Here is a 16,548-nt window from a genome sequence, read left to right as displayed (position 1 = left end):
GCGGATACCTGCCAGGTCAGCCCTTGGTCTTCGGCGGGTTGAGCAGCGCCTGAAGTTCCTCGGCGTCCACGTTGGACTTGTCCACGAGTACGGCGCCCGGGTCCAGCCGCTGCGGTGCGTTGCTGCCGGCAACCGCCATCGCCGCCTCCACCACGCCCTGGTACCCGAAGAAGAACGGGTTCTGTACGACGATCGCGTCGATCCCGCCGGACCGTACCGCCTCCACCTCGGCCGGGTCGGAGTCGAACGCCACCACCGCGACCCGGTCGGCGGCACCCTTCTCCTGCACCGCCTTGGCGGTACCCACGCCCGAGGTGTTGTTGTCGGCGAAGATCCCGGCCAGGTCCGGTACCCGGGTCAGCGCGTCGTTGACCTGCCCGACCGCCTTGTTCAGGTCGTTGTCGTTGACCAGGGTCTGCACGATCGTCGCCTGCGGGCACTTCTCCGCGAGCCCCTGCTTGAACCCCTCGAACCGGTCGATCAACACCTGTACGCCGGAGACCGCCGACTCGTGCAGCACCTTGCCGTTCGGCTTGCCGGCCTGGGTGATCAGTTCACAGAGCCGCTGCCCCGCCTGGGCGCCCGCCTTCACGTTGTCCGTACCGATGAAGCCGTCGCTCTTGGTCTGTACCGCGTTGTCGACGACGATCACCTTGATTCCGCCGGACCGGGCCCGGTCGATCACCCCGTTCAGCGCGGTGGACGAGTTCGGGGCCAGCACGATCGCCTTGGCGCCACGCGAGATCGCATCCTCGACCAGCCGTACCTGCGGTTCGATGTCGGCCTCCGAGGTGGGGCCGAACAGGTCGAGTTCGACGCCGAGGTCGGTGCCGGCCTTCTTGGCGCCGGCCAGCATCGACTGCCAGAACTCGGACTCGGTCGCCTTGACGATGACGTCGATCTTCGTACCGGCGATCGCCGCCGTACCGGCGTTTCCGCCGCCGCCGTCGTCGTCCGAGCCGCCGGCGAAAGCCCGGCCGGCGACGACGCCGACGGCCAGGGTGACGACCGCGGCGAGCCCGGCCGCGCCGAGTGAGACGCTCTTCGTTGCCATGGGGTCTCCTATCCGTGGAGCGGGCGGTGGGTCAGGGCTTGCCGGTGCGGTGTCTGCCCGCTGGCGTGCCGAACGGGACGAGGTCGAGGTCGCCGGAGTCGGCGGCCCGGCGGGCCCGCAGGCCCATGCCGTGTTCGAGCACCCAGCCGTAGTCGTGGCCGGCGCTGCCGGGATAGACGGCGAGGAACTTGTACGGCTCGTCGCCGACGTTGACGCTGCGGTGCGCCCAGCCGGGCGGGATGTAGCCGATCACTCCCGGACTCATGTCCAGCCACTCGGCCCGCTCGCCGTCGAAGAGCAGCAGGCCGCCGTGCCCGGCCAGGCCGAGGTAGATCTCGCCCTGCGGGTCGGGGTGCTGGTGTCCCTTGGTCATCCAGAACTCGCCGGCGGTGAGGCCCGGCTGGATCGTGGTGATCGACTGCGGCAGCTCCCGGGGCACCTCGGGCACGGGTGACGAGACGACGGTGTAGACCACCGGATCGCCGTCGGCGACCGCCCGCGCCCAGGCGTCGGCGTCGGCGAAGAGCCCTTCGAGGTCGGACATCCGCCGGGTCAGGACCTGGCCCTGCGGTTCCAGCGTGGCGTTGTCCGCGCCGAAGGTGATCGCGAACGGCTGGATCGGCGGGGTGGCGCTGATGCTCACGTCGTCTCCCGTCTCGGTTCTCACGTGCTCGGTTCTTACGTTCTCGGGTTCTTGCGCTCGCGGTTCGTAGGCTCTCGGTTCTACGGCTTCGGGTTCTCGTTTCGGCCGTGTTTCGGGATACTGTCGTCCTGTCATTACAGGATGTCAAGAGGTGAGCCGGAGATCGGCGGAGCAGGGCACGTCCTCGCGGCGCGGCCGGCCAGCCGCTATCTCTCGTGCACACTGTCGAGCTGGGCGCACAGACGGGGCGGGACATTTCGGGCGGTTTCGTGGGCGCACAGACGGGGCAGCTCGACAGCCGCGCGGACGGATGCCTTCCCCGCGCCGCCGCCCGCCCCGGCCCGCCCGCAGCGCGGATGGCAACACCGCTGGCGGCCAGACCGCTCGGCGCGTTCCGATCGCGGCCCGGGCGGGGGACGCGTCAGGCTTTTACGAGTACCAGCGGAGTGCCGGGCCGGCCGCTGGCCGTCGCTCGGGTCAGCTCCACCTGGAAGCGACTGCGGTCGCCCCGGTGCAGCGCGAGGAAGCTCTCCACCGGGCGACCGGACTCCCCGATGCTGATGCTGCGCAACGCCAGCACCGGATCACCACGTCGGATGCCGAGCAGCCTCGCCTGGGCGGCACTGGCCACTGCGGCCTCGACCGAACGCACGCCCCGGACCAGCCGCACCCCGTAGGACGACTCCAGAACCTGGTAGAGGGAGCGGTCGGTGAGGTCCTCGTCGACCAGCCCGGGGGCGAGACCGGCCGGCAGGTGCGTGACGGTCCAGACCCACGGCTCGTCGTCGACGAAACGCAGCCGTTCCAGGTGGATCACCTGCTCACCCGGGTCGATCTCCAGGTCGGCGGCGACGGCGGCGTCGGCCGGCAGCACCTCGGCCCGGCGTACCTCGCTGCGCAGGTGGCCACCTCGGGCGGCGACGTCCTCGAAGAGCCCGGTGAGCGACTGCACCAGCCCTTCGGCGGTCTTCGGATGGGCCACGAAGGTACCCCGGCCCTTGACCCGCTCGATCACGCCCTCGTTCTCCAGGTCGGTGAGGGCCTGCCGGACGACCGTACGCGAGACGTCGTATTTGGCGCACAGCTCGTGGTCGCCGAGGAGGCGGGCGCCGGGCTGGAGGCGACGACCCTCGATGTCACGGACGATCAACTGCTTGAGCTGGTAATACATCGGCAGCGGCGAGCCGCGGTCGATCCGGTCCCCTGCCTGCATGTCATGAGAGGATAACAGGCTGCTCCAGACTCGCCGTGGATGGCGTACTCGCCGGACTCGGGCTTGCGTCGCCCGCTGAATGGGCGATGGTCAAGGGCGGTCAGGCCAGGGGATGCCTCGTAGGCGCCAACTGAGGGCCAGAGTCAGGAGTGCCAGGGTAATGGTGATCCAGTAATTGGTGTGCCAGGAACGGCCGGTGGCGAACTCGTCGGTGAGAACCGAGTGGGGTACCGCGTGCTGGGCGACCACGAAGCCCGCGAAGAGTGCCGGGGTAACCACGGCGGAGGCCAGCGGGCCGAGAGCCAGGCACAGCATGGTACCGACGCACGAGAAGGCGGCCACGTTGCCGATCAGCCCTTGCAGGGGCGGAAACTGTTCGTCAGGGTGAGCTGCGGTGATCGTCCAGTACCAGATCGTCAGGACGGCCACCGGTGCGGCGAGGGTGGCCATGGAGTAGGCCAGGTGCCCGAGTCGGGCCGACGGTCGGGCGGTGAGTTCGCGGCCGTCGAACCGTGTTCGAACCTCGACGATCCCGGTCACTCAAACCTCTTGCCCTTGTCGTAGTGGGACTCGTGGTGGAGTCAGCAGCGCGTGGCGCGCGACGACGCCGCCGACGCCCCGGTGCTCGACTTGAAATCAGAGTAGTAGCTACCACGGCCGTTGCCGCAGGATCCGTCGACCGCGCGACCGGCAGATGCCCTGCTCGGGAACAGTTCACCAATCAAGGCCGAATGCCAATTCCCGCAAGCGCGGATAATCGCTTGACGGCTCGCGCCATCTCCGATTATCAGATCAACTGTCGCAACGCCGACCACAGCCCGGCGTAAAAAGAGAACCCGCCCCACCCACCGGAGGCGATATCCGTTTCGATCGTGGTTGGTCACGGCATCACCGACAAGGCTTCCGGCACCGCGTCCGAACGGCTGACTCCGGCGACCTGGCGCCACACCCCGGGCATGGCGCCAGGTCGTCGGCGTACCGGTCAGGATTCCAGTTCGTCCTCGGCGTTGCCGGCGGCGGTGATGATGTCCCAGCGCTCGTCCCGGGTGAGCAGGCCGGCCTGCACCCACTCGTTCGAGGTCCGGGAGACCTTGGTCATGAACTGACTGTGCGACTTGAACGGTGCCGCCGCCCAGACCTCGTCGAGGAACGACGTACCGTCCGGACGCTTCCGGTTGGGGACGCCGGAGTCGTGCGAGCCGAAGGCGATCGCCGGTTCGGAGCGCCGGAAGTAGACGTGCTGCGCCTGGGTGTCGCCGACGTGGAGCGGGCGCAGGGTGTGCGCGTTGGTGGTGAAGGTGCCGTCGCCGACCGGTACGACCGCCCGGGACAGGTCACCGGCCAGGGTGAAGTGCCGGTAGAACGAGAACTCCTTGAACGTGTTGCCGGTGCCGAGTGCCGGGAGCAGCACCGGACCGTTGAAGATGGCCTGTACGTCCGGGTCGTCCAGCGCCTTCTCCAGCCGGAGTACGAACGGGATCGTCACCTCGATGGTGTCGCCGGGCTTCCAGTTCCGTTGGATGCTCAGGTAGCTGCCCGGGGTCACCCTGCCCTTCCGGGCCACCCCGTTGACCTTGACCGAGAAGTCCTTCGCCCAGCCCGGCACCCGCAGCCGGATGTCCAGCCGGCCCCGGCCCTGCACCGTCAGTTTGCTCTGCTCGCTGCGCGGATAGTCGGTCTCCTGCCGGACGATGAACCCGTTCGCCTCCCAGGTCAGCACCGAGGCGACGTAGAGGTTGACGTAGAGCGTCGAGTTGTCCGCCGACCGGAAGTAGACGGATTCCTGGTATTTGGTGTGGTTCTCCAGGCCCGAGCCCCCGCAGCAGGTGCCGGTGTTGCCGTAGCCACGGGTGCTGCCCGGGGTCAGCGGCAGGAAGTAGGTGACGTTCGGGGTGGTGGCGGACTCGTTGTCCCGCTTGGACCCGAGGATGTGGTTGAGCAGGGTGCGCTCGTAGTACTCCATGTAGACCGGGTCCGGGTCGTGGAAGAACAGGTTCCGGGCGACCTTGAGCAGGTTGTACGACGTACATGTCTCGGCGCCGTTCCCGGCGATCGAGTTGGCGATGTTGCCGCGCGGCTGGAACAGTTCGGCGTTGGTGTTCGCCGGCAGGTCCGGGGTGGCCGGCCAGGTGCCGCTGGTGCCGCCGTGCGCGTACATCCGGTGTGGCACCACCATGTGCCAGAAGTTCTCCGTCGCCGCGTGGTACGTCTGCTCGGCCCCCTGGTCGAAGACCCGCAGGTAGCCGACGAACTGCGGTACGTGGGTGTTGGCGTGCAGCCGGGTGATGGTGTCCCGGTCCTCCACACAGGCGTCGAAGAGCGACTGCCGGTTGTCGAAGCACTTCGCGGTGGCGAGATACTTCGCATCCCCGGTGAGGGCGTGCAGGTCGGCCATCACCTCGTTCATCCCGCCGTACTCGCCGGCGATGTAGATGGCCCACATCCGGTTCAGGGTCTCCCGGGGCAGCACCGAGAGCCGGCTGTGCACCCAGTCGCCCATCGCGGTGACCACGGTCAGCGCCTGCGCGTTCCCGGCCAGCAGGTACGCGTCCAGCAACCCCCGCATGATCTTGTGACAGGTGTAGTACGGCGCCCAGATCGTCGGGTACGTGGCGAACGACTCCAGCCGGACGAACTGGTCCTCCGGATAGGCGGCCAGGAACCCGGGGTGGCTGAACCGGCCGCTGGCCGCCATCGCCGCCTGGCAGGCGACCAACTCGGCGACGATGTAGTCCACCTTGTCCCCGTAGACCGAGTCGCCGGTGGAGGCGTACGCCTGGGCGAAGGCGGTGATCAGGTGTCCGCTGTAGTGCCCGCGCAGGTTGCCGGTGGCGTCGTCCCAGCCGCCGGGCGGGGTGGAGCCCTCCGGCAGCGTCAGCCCGGCGGTGACCCGGAAGTTGTGCAGCACCCGGTCGGCCGGATAGGTCCGGAGCAGGTTCAGAATCCGGTCCCGCTTCTCGGCGAAGAGGCTGCCGTCGAGCAACTCGACCTGGTCCAGCCCGAACGGCTTCACCGTCCAGCGCGGGTTGCGGTCGTAGAAGTCGCCCTGGGACAGCGTCGCGGCGGCGGTCACCGCGGCCCCGTCCGGTGCGGCGACCGGAGCCGGGCCGGCGAGCGGTGCCGTTTCGGCTGGTGCGGCCGATGCCGCCGCGCCGGGCAGTCCGGTGGCGGCGACGGTGCCGGCGGTCACCGCTCCGACGGTACGCAGGAAACGACGACGGTCGAGTGCGTGCTGGTCTGCGACCACTGAACCTCCTCGGGTGGTGGCTCCGCCTGCCATCCCGGGGCGCACGCTGACGCCTCGTCACCCTTCGGCAGGTCGGTGCCGATGTGATCGCTCACATTCAACCAGAGACATGGCCGACCATGATTGCGACAGTTGTCGAAATTCCCCAGTGGAATCGACACCGGTACTGCGGGGTGGAGCGGCGGGTCAGGCCGGCGCCGGCCGCGCCGACGGTTCCGGCCGATCGGGTACGGGCGGCAGCCACGGCCGCGACCCGAAGGTCAGTTTGGACGGCTGGACCCGCCAGCCCGGCAGGTTCGGCTGTTCGGTGCGGTGCCGCTTCAACTCGAAGAAGTTGTCGTACCGGGCGAGCCAGGACAGGTGCCGCCAGATCTTGACCGCGTCCTCGTCGTCGGGCAGTTGACTGAGTACCGGCCCGAAGATGGCCGGGCCGGCGCCGCCGTCCAGCACCAGCGTGGGCAGGCCGATCCCGCCCTTGTCGACGACCAGGTGCCGGTGCTGTTCGAGTACGTCCAGCCAGGTCTGCGGGTCGGCGAGCGCCTCGGTGAAGAGCGAGCGGTCGAAGCCGGCCGCCTCGACCGACTCCGCCACCGCGAGGTCCCGGTCCTTGGCCGGCTCGCTGGTCTCCCAGACCCGGTCGCCGAGGGCCCGGTAGAACCGCCCGATCGCCTTCGAGTTCTCCTTCCGGCCGATCGCGGCGGCGGCCCGCAGCGCGGTCGCGGAGCGGGCGGTCTCGCCGAGCGGTACCGGGTCAGCGCCCTCGGGCAGGTTCGCCACCTCCAGGCAGTACAGCGCCCAGTCGAGTTCGATCTCGCCGAGCGCCTCCAGCCGCCGCGCCCAGCGGCTGGCCTGGTAACACCACGGGCAGCGCGGGTCGAAGTAGAACAGCACCTTCTCCATCTGGCTTCCTCTCCTCCGTCGACGGTCGCGCCGGACCTGGACCGGTCCGGCGCGACCGCACGCCGCTAGCTGGCCGCGCGGGAGACCTTCTCCCAGGCCACCCAGGGAACTCCCTGGTCGAGCCCCTGGACCGTCTTCGCCGCCACGTTGAACGTCTGCCGGGTGAAGAGGATCTTGTTGTACGCCTTGTCGTTGAGGATCTTGAACGCTTCCTGGTACGCCGCGGCGCGGGTCGCCTCGTCCTTCCCCTGCCGACCCCGTTCCAGTACGGCGTCCAGGGCCGGGTCCTTGACCCCGCTGTTCAGCCCGTCCGACCCGAAGTACCGGTCGATGCTCAGCCCGAGCGCCGGGTCGTAGTTGCCGACGAAGGCGAAGTCCAGCACCCAGTTGTTCGAGGCGAAGTTGTCGTTACGGGTCTGCAACGGCTCCTGGTTGATCGCCTTGACGGTGATCCCCGCCTCGCCCCACATCGTCTTGATCGCCTCGGCGACCTGCATCTCCTCCTGGGCACCGCCGAGCATGATCTCGACCTCCAGGCCGCCGAGCTGCTGCACCAGCTCCTTCGCCTTGGCCTGGTCGAAGCCCCGGTAGCCGTCGATGCTGGCCTGGTAGAAGAGCCCACCGGGCGCGGTCGGCGTCTCCGCCTTCTCGTTCAGGCCGCCGAACAGCACCTTGTTGATGGTCTCGGCGTCGGTCGCGTACGACAGCGCCTCCCGGGCCCGCTGGTCGTTCAGCGGCGCCTTCAGGGTGTTGTACTGCAACTGCCACACCGAGACCGCCGCCACCGGCGCCAGGGTGAACTGCTGCTTCGCCTGGGTCAGCAGCGGAACGGTGGTGATCCCCTCCAGCACGTCCGCCGAGCCGGACTGCAACGCCGCGTACGCCGTCTGGTCCGAGCCGATGGTCTTGAAGGTGAGCTTGTCCAGGTACGGCGCCTGGGTGTCGTAGTACTTCTCGTTGCGCTTGAGCACGAGTTCCTGGTTGGCCACGTTGCTAACCACCGCGAACGGCCCGGCGCCGACCGGCTTCTGCCCGAACGCGTCCACGCCCATCGACGCCAACGCGGCCGGCGACGGTACCCAGTTCGGCGCCTCGTTCAGGAACGACGCGATGACCAGCGGGAACGGCCGGGAGAACGTGAGTACGACCTTGCTGTCGCCGTCCGTCTCCACCGACTTCACCGGCTTGAACAACTGCACGCAGCGGCAGGCGTTCTTCGGGTCGAGCGAACGGTCGAGGTTGGCCTTCACGGCGGCGGCGTTGAACGGCGTACCGTCGGAGAAGCTGACCCCCTCGCGGAGGGTGATGGTCACCGAGAGCTGGTCCTCGGCGAAGGTGTAGCCGGTGGCCAGGGACGGTTCGATCTTGTTGTTCGGCCCCTGCGTGAAGAGCTGGCCGAAGATGGCGTTCCGGTACTCGTGGTTGGCGACACCGGAGGCGACCGGGTCCAGGGTCGGCCACCGGGCGAGACCGCCCTCCGAGACCAGCACGGTCAGCTCGCCGCCGCGCACCGCCGCTCCGGTCGCGGCGGCGCCGGGCGCACCGCCCGAGCCGCAGGCGGCCGAGGCCAGCGCCAACGCGGCGACCAGCGCGACGACGACACCTTTCCTTCGCCTATTCATGGTGGTTCCTCATTCTCTGGGTGGTACAGGCGGTGGATCTGTCGAGCCCGTCGGGGCCCCGCCGGCAGCCGCTCCGCCTCGCCTGCTGTCGAGGAAGGAGCGCACAGAGTCGCGATGTGCATCGGTGGTGTAACAGATGGCCTGCGCCTGGCTGCCGAGGCTGGCGATCTGGTCGAGCGAGGATTCGAAGCTGCGGTTGATGATCGACTTGGCCAGCATCAGGGCGGGCCGGGAACGGCCGGTGAACCGGGCCGCATAGTCGACGGCGTGCCCGAGCGCGGCGCCCGGGGCGGAGAGCTGGTCGACCAGGCCGATCTCCAGCGCCTCGGCGGCGTCCACCCTACGGCCGGAGAGCAGCAGTTCCTTGGCCCGCTGCGGGCCGACCCGGCGGGGCAGGTGGTACATGCTGCCGCCGTCCGGGATCAGGCCGCGGAGCACGAAGCTGGCCACGAACGACGCGGCCGAGTCGGCGACGATGAAGTCGCAGGCCAGCGCGAGGTCCATGCCGAGTCCGGCGGCCGGCCCGTTCACCGCTGCGATGGTCACCTGGTCCAACCGGTGCAGGCCGGCGGTCAACGCGTACGTGCCGTGCTGGCGCTGCCAGCCCCGGATCGCCACCTCGCCGGGCGGGGCGGCCAGCCGCTGCTCCATGGCCCGGATGTCGCCACCGGCGCAGAACGCCGTACCGGCGCCGGTCAGGATCACCACCCGGACCTCGGGCTCCTCGCCGACCCGGGCCAGCGCCCCGATCAGCGCGGCCCGGGTGGCGTCGTCGATCGCGTTGCGTACCGCCGGGCGGTTGAGGGTGACCGTGGCGACCGGTCCGTCCACCGCCACCAGTACCGGCTCGGGGGTCTGCGGCTCAGCCATGGACGGCTCGATCCACGCCGCCGGTCAGCGCCACGACCTCGCCGGTCATCGCCACCGACAGCGGCGAGGCGAGGAAGGCGACGAACGCGGCGATCTCCTCGGCGGTGACCAGCCGACCCAGTGCGGTACGCCCGGCCACGTGCGCCAGGTGTTCCGCCAGGGTCACCCCGCGCCGCTTGGCCACCTCCGCCATCCGGGACTCCAGCGTCTCGGTGACGGTGGTGAACGGGTGTACGGCGTTGACCGTGATGCCGTCCCGGCCGAGTTCCAGGGCGAGCGACCGGGTCAGGTGCACGATCGCCGCGTTGCGGGCGCCGGCCGAGATGGCGCCGCCCTCCCGGGCCTTGTGCCCGGCGATGTTGATGATCCGGCCGAAGCCCCGGGCCCGCATTCCCGGTACCACCGCCCGGCAGCAGCGCATCGTGCCGAGGAACTTCTCCTCGAACGAGGTGAGGATCAGTTCGTCGCTGACGTGGTCGAAGTCCTCGGCCTGGTTGCCGCTGACCACCGCGCCGTTGTTGACCAGGATGTCGACTCCGCCGAACTCCTCGGTGACCTGCCGGACCATCGACTCGACCGCGTCGGCGTCCCGCAGTTCGGCCTGTACCGGCAGGGTCCGGCCGGGACCGGACAGCTCGGCGGTGACGGCGCGGGCCCGGTCGAGACTGCGGCTGGAGACGGCGCAGTGCACGCCCTCGGCCACCAGGGCGCGGGCGATCGCCTTGCCGATGCCCGCGCTGCCGCCGGTGACGAGAGCTGTCTTGCCTGCCAGGCCCAGATCCATGAGTTCGGTCTTCTTTCCTGTTCCATCGGACCGCCGCCGCGCAGCGGGCGGGCCGGTCGGCCAAGCCTTCTAGCTGCGGAAACGTTGCGGGCGGTACCGGGTCATAGGATGGCTTCGGGGAGAGGATCTTTCCCTCTCGGTGGCTCGTACATTACGAACGGATTTCTCGTGGCGCTAGATCTGCTCGTCTAGTTCTGTATTGCAGAACGATTGCGAATGCTGCTGGTGCCTCGGGGCGGTGCTGAGTGGGTCAGTGGAAGAACGCGCCGCCGTCGACCACGACGGTCTGGCCGGTGACGAAGCTCGACATCGGCCCGGCCAGGAACCGCACGGCCCCGACCACGTCCCGGGGGCGCTGCTCGCGGGCCAGTACCCGCTTGCCCGGCGCCGCCCGGCGCAGCTCGGCCAGGTCGGCGCCGCCGTCCAGGATGCCGTCGCTCACCGTGAAACCGGGCGCCACGGCGTTGACCAGGATGTTGTCGTCGCCCAGCTCCCGGGCGGTGGCCCGGGTCATCGCGATCACCGCACCCTTGCTGGCGACGTAGTGCAGCAGGTGCGCGACACCCTTGAACGCGGTGGTGGAGGCGATGTTGACGATCCGCCCGCCGCCCCGGTCCCGCATCGGCCCGACCACGGCCCGGATGCAGAGGTACGACCCGAGCACGTTGACATCCATCACCCGCTGCCACTCGGCGACGTCGATCTCCTCCAACGGCCCCGGCCGGAGCGTGGTGAAGATCCCGGCGTTGTTGACCAGGATGTCGATCCCGCCGTACGCCCGCAGCACCTCGGCGGCCAACTCCCGGGTCGCCGCCTCGGACGAGACGTCGACCGGTAACCCGAGCGCGTCGATCCCGACCGCCCGCAGCTCGACGGCGGTCTCCGCCGCGCCGGCCCGGTCGGCGACCACCACCTTCGCCCCGGCACTGCCGAGGTCCTCGGCGATCGCCCGGCCGATCCCGATCGCCCCGCCGGTCACGATCGCCACCTGACCGGTCAGCTCGGTCGCCCCGGGCAGCAGGTTCGCCGGCCGGTCCCGGGCGGTGCTCATCGGTCCAGCCCGGCCAGGTTGACGTACTTCAGCTCCAGCCACTCGTCGAGGCCGTACTTCGAGCCCTCCCGGCCGATGCCGGACTGCTTGATCCCGCCGAACGGTGCCTGTTCACCGGAGACCCGACCGGTGTTGACCGCGATCATGCCGGTCTCGATCGCCTCCGCCGTACGCCAGATCTGCCCGAGGTTGTGTCCGTAGAGATAGGCGACCAGCCCGTACTCGGAGTCGTTGGCCAGCGCGATCGCCTCCTCCTCCGTACCGAAGCTGCGGATCGCCGCCACCGGGCCGAAGGTCTCCTCCCGCCAGGCCAGCGACTCGTCGGAGAGCCCGTCCACCACGGTCGGCTGGAAGAAGGTGCCGCCCAGTTCGTGCGGGCGCCCGCCGGTGAGCACCCGACCGCCCCGGTCCACCAGGTCGGCGACGTGCCGCTGCACCTTGTCCAGCCCCGGTCCGTCGATCAGCGGGCCCATCTCCACGCCCTCGGTGAAGCCGGTGCCGACCCGCACCGCCTCGGTACGCCGCAGCAGCGCCTCGGTGAACCGCTCCCGGATCCCCTCCTGCACCAGGATCCGGTTCGCCGCCGTGCAGATCTGCCCGGCGTTGCGGTACTTGGCGGAGAAGATCCCCTCGACCGCCAGCTCCGGGTCGGCGTCGTCGAAGACCACGAACGCGGCGTTGCCGCCGAGTTCCAGGGAGACCTTCTTGATCCCGTCCGCGCACTGCCGCATCAGCAGCCGGCCCACCTCGGTCGAGCCGGTGAAGCTGAGCTTGCGGACCACCGGGTTGCCGGTCAGCTCGCGGCCGATCTCCGGGGCATCCTGCGCGGAGCCGGTGACGATGTTCAGTACCCCCGGCGGCACTCCGGCCCGCCGGCCCAGCTCGGCCAGGGCCAGCGCGGTCAGCGGGGTCTGCTCGGCCGGTTTCAGCACCAGCGCGCAGCCGGCGGCCAGCGCCGGGGCCGCCTTCCGGGTGATCATCGCGGCCGGCAGGTTCCACGGGGTGATCCCGGCGACCACCCCGACCGACTGCTTCCAGACCAGGATCCGCTCGGTCGGCGAGTGCGACGGGATCACGTCGCCGTAGACCCGCCGTCCCTCCTCGGCGAACCAGTCCAGGAACGCGGCGCTGTAGAGCACCTCGCCGCGCGCCTCCGGGAACGGTTTGCCCTGCTCGGCGGTGAGCACCGTGGCGAGGTCGTCCACATGCGACCGGATCAGCTCGGCCCAGCGGCGCAGGATGCCGGACCGGTCGATCGCGGTACGCCGCCGCCAGCCCGGCAGGGCCCGCCGGGCCGCGTCGACCGCCCGGGCCGTCTCGGTCCGACCGAACCGGGGTACCTCGGCCAGCAGCTCGCCGGTGCCCGGGTCGTGCACCGGGAACCGGGCGCCGTTCTCCGCTCCGACCCATTCGCCGTCGACGAACGCGTCGGAGCGCAGCAGGCTCCGGTCCGAGATCCTGGAGGTGATCACATTTCCGATTGCCGTGCTCAACGTTCCTCCCGCCGGATGTGCATCGGCGTCACCGCGGACGTCGAGTCCGTGTCCCGGCCAGGTCGGCCGGGGCTGGGGCGACGGCGGCGAGCCCACGGGCCACCCCCGTCGAGCTGGTGTACCAGGCCAGGCCGAGCCCTTCGAGGATGCGTACGCAGGACTCGGCCGGGTGGGTGTAGGTGTAGACGACCAGCGGCGGCAGGTCCCGCCGGAGCAGGTCGGCCAGTGCCTCCCGGTCCTGCTCCAGCCGTCCCGAGGACGCCAGCGAGGTGGCCAGTACCACCGCGTCGACCTCGCCGGAGCCGGCCAGCGCCTCGATCGCCGGTGCGAACGAGCCGGTGGCGATGAACTGCGCGGTCAGGTCGACCGGGTTCACCGGGGAGCCGTACTCCGGCATGAAGCCGGCGAGCCGTCGTTGCAGCTCGGGCGAGAGTTCCGGTACCTCCAGCCCGGCGTCCCGGCAGGCGTCGGCCAGCCACACCCCGGCACCGCCGGAGGTGGCCAGGATGCCGACCCGGCGCCCGCCCAGCGTCGGCACCTTGTCCAACGCCTGGAGTACGTCGATCAGCTCCCGCTCGCCGCCGGCCTGCGTGATGCCCTCGGTGGCGCAGAGCGCGGTCAGCCCGTCCAGGCTGGTCGCGTCGTGCCGGGTGTGCGCCAGGCTGCCCCGGGCACCCGCGTCGGAACGCCCGAGCCGGGCCACCAGCAGCCGTTTGCCGAGCTGCCGGGCCTGCCGGGCCAGCGCGGCGAGCCGGTCCGGCTCGGCCACCCCCTCCAGCACCAGCACCGCCAGCTCGGTGTCCGTCTCGACCAGCAGTCGGTCGGCCAGTTCCAGCACGTCGAGGTCGCCCTCGTTGCCGGTGCTGATCAGGTAGTTGAAGCCGATCCCGGCCCGGGAACCCCACTGCGCCACCGCGAAGCCGAGCCCGCCGCTGTGCGACAGCACCGCCACCTTGCCGGGCAGCACCACCTGGCCGGTACGGGCCGCGTCGAGCACCGGGCTGAACGTCAGCGGTGCCGAGGCCGGCAGGCTGGCCAGGCCCTCGCAGTTCGGGCCGAGGATCCGCATCGAGGTGGTCGGCACGATCGCGGCGATCTCGTCCCGCAGTTCGGCGCCGTGTCCGGTGCCCTCGCCGAAGCCGGAGCTGAGCACGATGGCCACCCGTACCCCGGCGGCGGCGCAGTCGCGCAGCACCGCCGGGACCAGTTTGGCCTTCACCATCACCATCGCCACCTCGACCTGCTCGGGCAGCTCCCGCACCGACGGGTACGCCGGTCGGCCCTGCACGGTGGCGCGGGTGGGGTTGACCGGATAGACCCGGCCGGCGTAGCCGGCGGCGGCGAGCAGACCGAGCGGCCGGCCACCCAGACTCACCGGATTGTCCGAGGCGCCGACGATGGCCAGGCTCTCCGGATGCAGCAGTACGTCCAGCAGCGACCGTTCCCCGACCGGTGTCGTCGCCGGCTCGTCGAGTTCCGACTCGACCACGCGATCGACGCCGGTCATCGGGGCTCGCCTCCGGCGGTCACGCTGGTCCGCAGTTCGCCGAGGCCACTGATGCCGGCCACCAGTTCGTCGCCGGGCCGGATCGGGCCGACGCCCGGCGGTGCCCCGGTGAAGATCAGATCGCCGGGTCGCAGCGTCATCACCCGGGAGGCGTACGCGACGATCTCCGGCACCGGAACCAGCAGGTCGGCGGTGCTCACCCGCTGCCGCTGCTCGCCGTTCACCAGTAGCTCGATCTCGAACTCGTCCGGCGGGCCGGCCTCGTCGGCGGTGGTCAACCACGGCCCGAGCGGACTGAACGTGTCGTAGCTCTTCCGCCGCGACCGGTCCCCCGGGCTGCGTACGGTGATGTCCAGCCCGATGCTGTAGCCGACGACGTGCTCCAGCGCCCGGTCGACGGGGATGTCCCGACCACCCCGGCCGAGCACCACCACCAACTCCGACTCGTGGTGCACCTCGTGCCCGGCGGCCAGGATCTCGGCCGGCAGCACGATCGGCTCTCCGGGGCCGGCCAGCGACGAGGGCGCCTTGAGGAAGACGTCGAAGGACATCATCCACTCCTCGACCTTGCCGAGGGTCCGCTCCTGCACCGCGTGCATCTCGTGCACGTGCTCGGCGTAGTTGCTGGCCGCAGCGATGATCTTGGAGGGGTTCAGCGCCGGGGCGCGCAGTCGTACCGCGTCCAGCGGGACGACCGGGCCGGCGGCGACCGCCTCGGCCAGCCGGTCGGCCAGCTCGGCGTGGTCCCGGCAGAGCCGGCGCCAACCGCCGGCCGTCTCCGGGTCGGGGTCGTGCGGCCACGGCAGCGCGGCGGTCAGGTCGACCACACCGCCGTCCCGGACGGCGCCGATCCGGTGGTCGTCGAAGAGACAGAGCTTCATCGGTGCCGGCCTTCCGTTCGTGACTGCCTGGCTCGCAGAACCGGCCTGTTCCGCAGACTCACCGGGCCTCCCCGACGGGGACGGTGGTGGGGACGGCCTGGTCGTCGCCCGCGACGGCGCGGGCGGTGAAGGTGCCGGTGACCGGCTGCGGGTCGTCGAGCGCGCGTTCCCGGTAGATGCCGAGCGCACGCAGTACCGGCGCGTCGGTGAGCCGGAACAGGTCGGTCGGGGTGGCGGCGTGGTGCTCGACCGGTACCCAGGACGGCACCACGAACATGTCGCCGGGCGCCCAGTCGAAGCGCTGGCCGCCGATCACGCTGTGTCCCTCGCCCCGGAAGACCACCCAGATCGCGTTGCCGGTCTGCTGCCGGGGCTCGGTCGCCCGGCCGGCCGGTACGCGGTGCATGCTGCAACTCAGCGTCGGCAGCACACTCGCCCCCGACTCCGGGTTGGTGAACTCGATGCTGACCGGCGCCTGGTCGGCCTCGGCGGCCAGCCTGGTCAGCTCGGCATCGGTGTCGGTCCAGCGGTAGACCAGCAGCCGCGACGACCGGGGGTCCAGCTCGTCGGTGACCGCGCCGGTCCGGAACCGCCCGGGATGCGCGGCGTGCGCGGCCTCGGAGACGTTGCGGTCGGCCGGCTGCGGCTGGGCGAACTCCGGGTACTCCTCGAAGAACACCCCGTCGAGCGCCTCGATCATCGGCAGGTCGAGCCCGTCGAACCAGACCATCGACTCGGTACCGCCGTTGGTGTGGTCGTGCCAGTGCATGCTCGGGGTCAGGATCAGGTCGCCGGGGTGCATGTCGCAGGCGTCGCCGTCGACGGTGGTCCAGACTCCGCTGCCGGCCAGTACGAACCGGATGGCGCCGGGCGAGTGCCGGTGCGCCGGGGCGGTCTCGCGCGGGCCCAGGCACTGGATCGCGCCCCAGAGCGTGCCGACGGCGTACGGCCGGCCGCCGAGGCCCGGGTTGCCGAGGCTGAGCACCCGGCGTTCGCCGCCGCGTTCGACGGGTACCAGGTCGATCGCCCGTTCGCCGAGGGCCCGGAGCTGTGCGCCGTTCCAGAGCCACGGCACCGCCTTGGGGCGGGGCGTCTCGGTCAGCAGCTCGCCGGTGATGTTCCACAGTGGATGCAGGTCGAGCGCGGCGAGGTCGCGGTAGAGCCGCGCCAGCTCCTCGTCGGTGGCGTCCTGCACGCCAGCGGAGTTGTCAGAGATCATGGTGGATCCCTCGTCCCCTTCCCCAGGGATGTCCCGGACGGCACCGGAGTCGGTGTGGTCGGTG

The 16,548-nt window shown here is 70.5% G+C and carries 14 protein-coding genes; all 14 read right to left on the bottom strand.

Annotation, left to right across the window (positions count from 1 at the left end):
* Window positions 1-16 precede the first annotated feature (16 nt).
* The 14 genes from Pen02_RS34535 to Pen02_RS34470 all read right to left on the bottom strand — a co-directional run bounded on the left by Pen02_RS34535 (window position 17) and on the right by Pen02_RS34470 (window position 16,484).
* A complete protein-coding gene (locus Pen02_RS34535; RefSeq protein ID WP_203870364.1) occupies window positions 17-1,054 on the bottom strand; it encodes an ABC transporter substrate-binding protein in 1,038 nt (345 codons plus the stop codon).
* A gap of 31 nt (window positions 1,055-1,085) precedes the next feature.
* Window positions 1,086-1,697 (bottom strand): glucose-6-phosphate isomerase family protein, encoded by a 612-nt coding sequence (locus Pen02_RS34530; RefSeq protein WP_203870363.1) that lies wholly within the window; start codon window positions 1,695-1,697, stop codon window positions 1,086-1,088.
* A 421-nt stretch (window positions 1,698-2,118) separates the two neighbouring features.
* Window positions 2,119-2,910: a GntR family transcriptional regulator gene (locus tag Pen02_RS34525; protein ID WP_203870362.1), complete on the bottom strand. Its 792-nt coding sequence runs from the start codon at window positions 2,908-2,910 to the stop codon at window positions 2,119-2,121.
* Window positions 2,911-3,000: 90 nt separating this feature from the next.
* A complete protein-coding gene (locus Pen02_RS34520; RefSeq protein ID WP_203870361.1) occupies window positions 3,001-3,450 on the bottom strand; it encodes a hypothetical protein in 450 nt (149 codons plus the stop codon).
* A 442-nt stretch (window positions 3,451-3,892) separates the two neighbouring features.
* Complete coding sequence (locus Pen02_RS34515) at window positions 3,893-6,157, bottom strand: glycoside hydrolase family 127 protein (protein ID WP_203870360.1); 2,265 nt, start codon at window positions 6,155-6,157, stop codon at window positions 3,893-3,895.
* 186 nt (window positions 6,158-6,343) lie between these two features.
* Complete coding sequence (locus Pen02_RS34510; RefSeq protein WP_203870359.1) at window positions 6,344-7,057, bottom strand: mycothiol-dependent nitroreductase Rv2466c family protein; 714 nt, start codon at window positions 7,055-7,057, stop codon at window positions 6,344-6,346.
* Window positions 7,058-7,122: 65 nt separating this feature from the next.
* Window positions 7,123-8,679 carry an ABC transporter substrate-binding protein gene (locus Pen02_RS34505; protein WP_203870358.1) on the bottom strand — a complete coding sequence of 519 codons (1,557 nt, stop codon included), beginning with the start codon at window positions 8,677-8,679 and terminating at the stop codon, window positions 7,123-7,125.
* Between the two features lie 9 nt (window positions 8,680-8,688).
* The gene (locus tag Pen02_RS34500; RefSeq protein ID WP_203870357.1) at window positions 8,689-9,549 is read right to left on the bottom strand and encodes an enoyl-CoA hydratase/isomerase family protein; all 861 of its coding nucleotides are present in this window, start codon (window positions 9,547-9,549) and stop codon (window positions 8,689-8,691) included.
* Window positions 9,542-10,333 (bottom strand): SDR family NAD(P)-dependent oxidoreductase, encoded by a 792-nt coding sequence (locus Pen02_RS34495; RefSeq protein ID WP_203870356.1) that lies wholly within the window; start codon window positions 10,331-10,333, stop codon window positions 9,542-9,544. Before Pen02_RS34495 ends, Pen02_RS34500 begins: the two co-directional genes overlap by 8 nt.
* Before the next feature lie 250 nt (window positions 10,334-10,583).
* Window positions 10,584-11,384, bottom strand: coding sequence for an SDR family NAD(P)-dependent oxidoreductase (locus Pen02_RS34490; RefSeq protein ID WP_203870355.1), 801 nt, complete (start codon window positions 11,382-11,384; stop codon window positions 10,584-10,586).
* Window positions 11,381-12,877: an NAD-dependent succinate-semialdehyde dehydrogenase gene (locus Pen02_RS34485; RefSeq protein ID WP_275413639.1), complete on the bottom strand. Its 1,497-nt coding sequence runs from the start codon at window positions 12,875-12,877 to the stop codon at window positions 11,381-11,383. Before Pen02_RS34485 ends, Pen02_RS34490 begins: the two co-directional genes overlap by 4 nt.
* A 28-nt stretch (window positions 12,878-12,905) precedes the next feature.
* Window positions 12,906-14,384 (bottom strand): CoA-binding protein, encoded by a 1,479-nt coding sequence (locus Pen02_RS34480; protein ID WP_203870354.1) that lies wholly within the window; start codon window positions 14,382-14,384, stop codon window positions 12,906-12,908.
* Window positions 14,381-15,265: a fumarylacetoacetate hydrolase family protein gene (locus tag Pen02_RS34475; protein ID WP_203870353.1), complete on the bottom strand. Its 885-nt coding sequence runs from the start codon at window positions 15,263-15,265 to the stop codon at window positions 14,381-14,383. Before Pen02_RS34475 ends, Pen02_RS34480 begins: the two co-directional genes overlap by 4 nt.
* Window positions 15,266-15,323: 58 nt before the next feature.
* A complete protein-coding gene (locus Pen02_RS34470) occupies window positions 15,324-16,484 on the bottom strand; it encodes a cupin domain-containing protein (protein WP_203870352.1) in 1,161 nt (386 codons plus the stop codon).
* Window positions 16,485-16,548 lie beyond the last annotated feature (64 nt).

Origin of the sequence: Plantactinospora endophytica (assembly GCF_016862915.1) — a bacterium.
GTDB lineage: Bacteria > Actinomycetota > Actinomycetes > Mycobacteriales > Micromonosporaceae > Plantactinospora > Plantactinospora endophytica.
The sequence above is the reverse complement of the archived record's forward strand: the minus strand, read 5'-3'. Positions and strand labels throughout refer to the sequence as shown.

What these genes read in the sequence shown, in the direction of transcription:
- Pen02_RS34475 (WP_203870353.1), bottom strand. Translation starts at nt 15,265, where the DNA reads ATGAAGCTCTGTCTCTTCGACGACCACCGGATCGGCGCCGTCCGGGAC.
- Pen02_RS34505 (WP_203870358.1), bottom strand. Translation starts at nt 8,679, where the DNA reads ATGAATAGGCGAAGGAAAGGTGTCGTCGTCGCGCTGGTCGCCGCGTTG.
- Pen02_RS34490 (WP_203870355.1), bottom strand. Translation starts at nt 11,384, where the DNA reads ATGAGCACCGCCCGGGACCGGCCGGCGAACCTGCTGCCCGGGGCGACC.
- Pen02_RS34495 (WP_203870356.1), bottom strand. Translation starts at nt 10,333, where the DNA reads ATGGATCTGGGCCTGGCAGGCAAGACAGCTCTCGTCACCGGCGGCAGC.
- Pen02_RS34500 (WP_203870357.1), bottom strand. Translation starts at nt 9,549, where the DNA reads ATGGCTGAGCCGCAGACCCCCGAGCCGGTACTGGTGGCGGTGGACGGA.
- Pen02_RS34535 (WP_203870364.1), bottom strand. Translation starts at nt 1,054, where the DNA reads ATGGCAACGAAGAGCGTCTCACTCGGCGCGGCCGGGCTCGCCGCGGTC.
- Pen02_RS34525 (WP_203870362.1), bottom strand. Translation starts at nt 2,910, where the DNA reads ATGCAGGCAGGGGACCGGATCGACCGCGGCTCGCCGCTGCCGATGTAT.
- Pen02_RS34480 (WP_203870354.1), bottom strand. Translation starts at nt 14,384, where the DNA reads ATGACCGGCGTCGATCGCGTGGTCGAGTCGGAACTCGACGAGCCGGCG.
- Pen02_RS34470 (WP_203870352.1), bottom strand. Translation starts at nt 16,484, where the DNA reads ATGATCTCTGACAACTCCGCTGGCGTGCAGGACGCCACCGACGAGGAG.
- Pen02_RS34510 (WP_203870359.1), bottom strand. Translation starts at nt 7,057, where the DNA reads ATGGAGAAGGTGCTGTTCTACTTCGACCCGCGCTGCCCGTGGTGTTAC.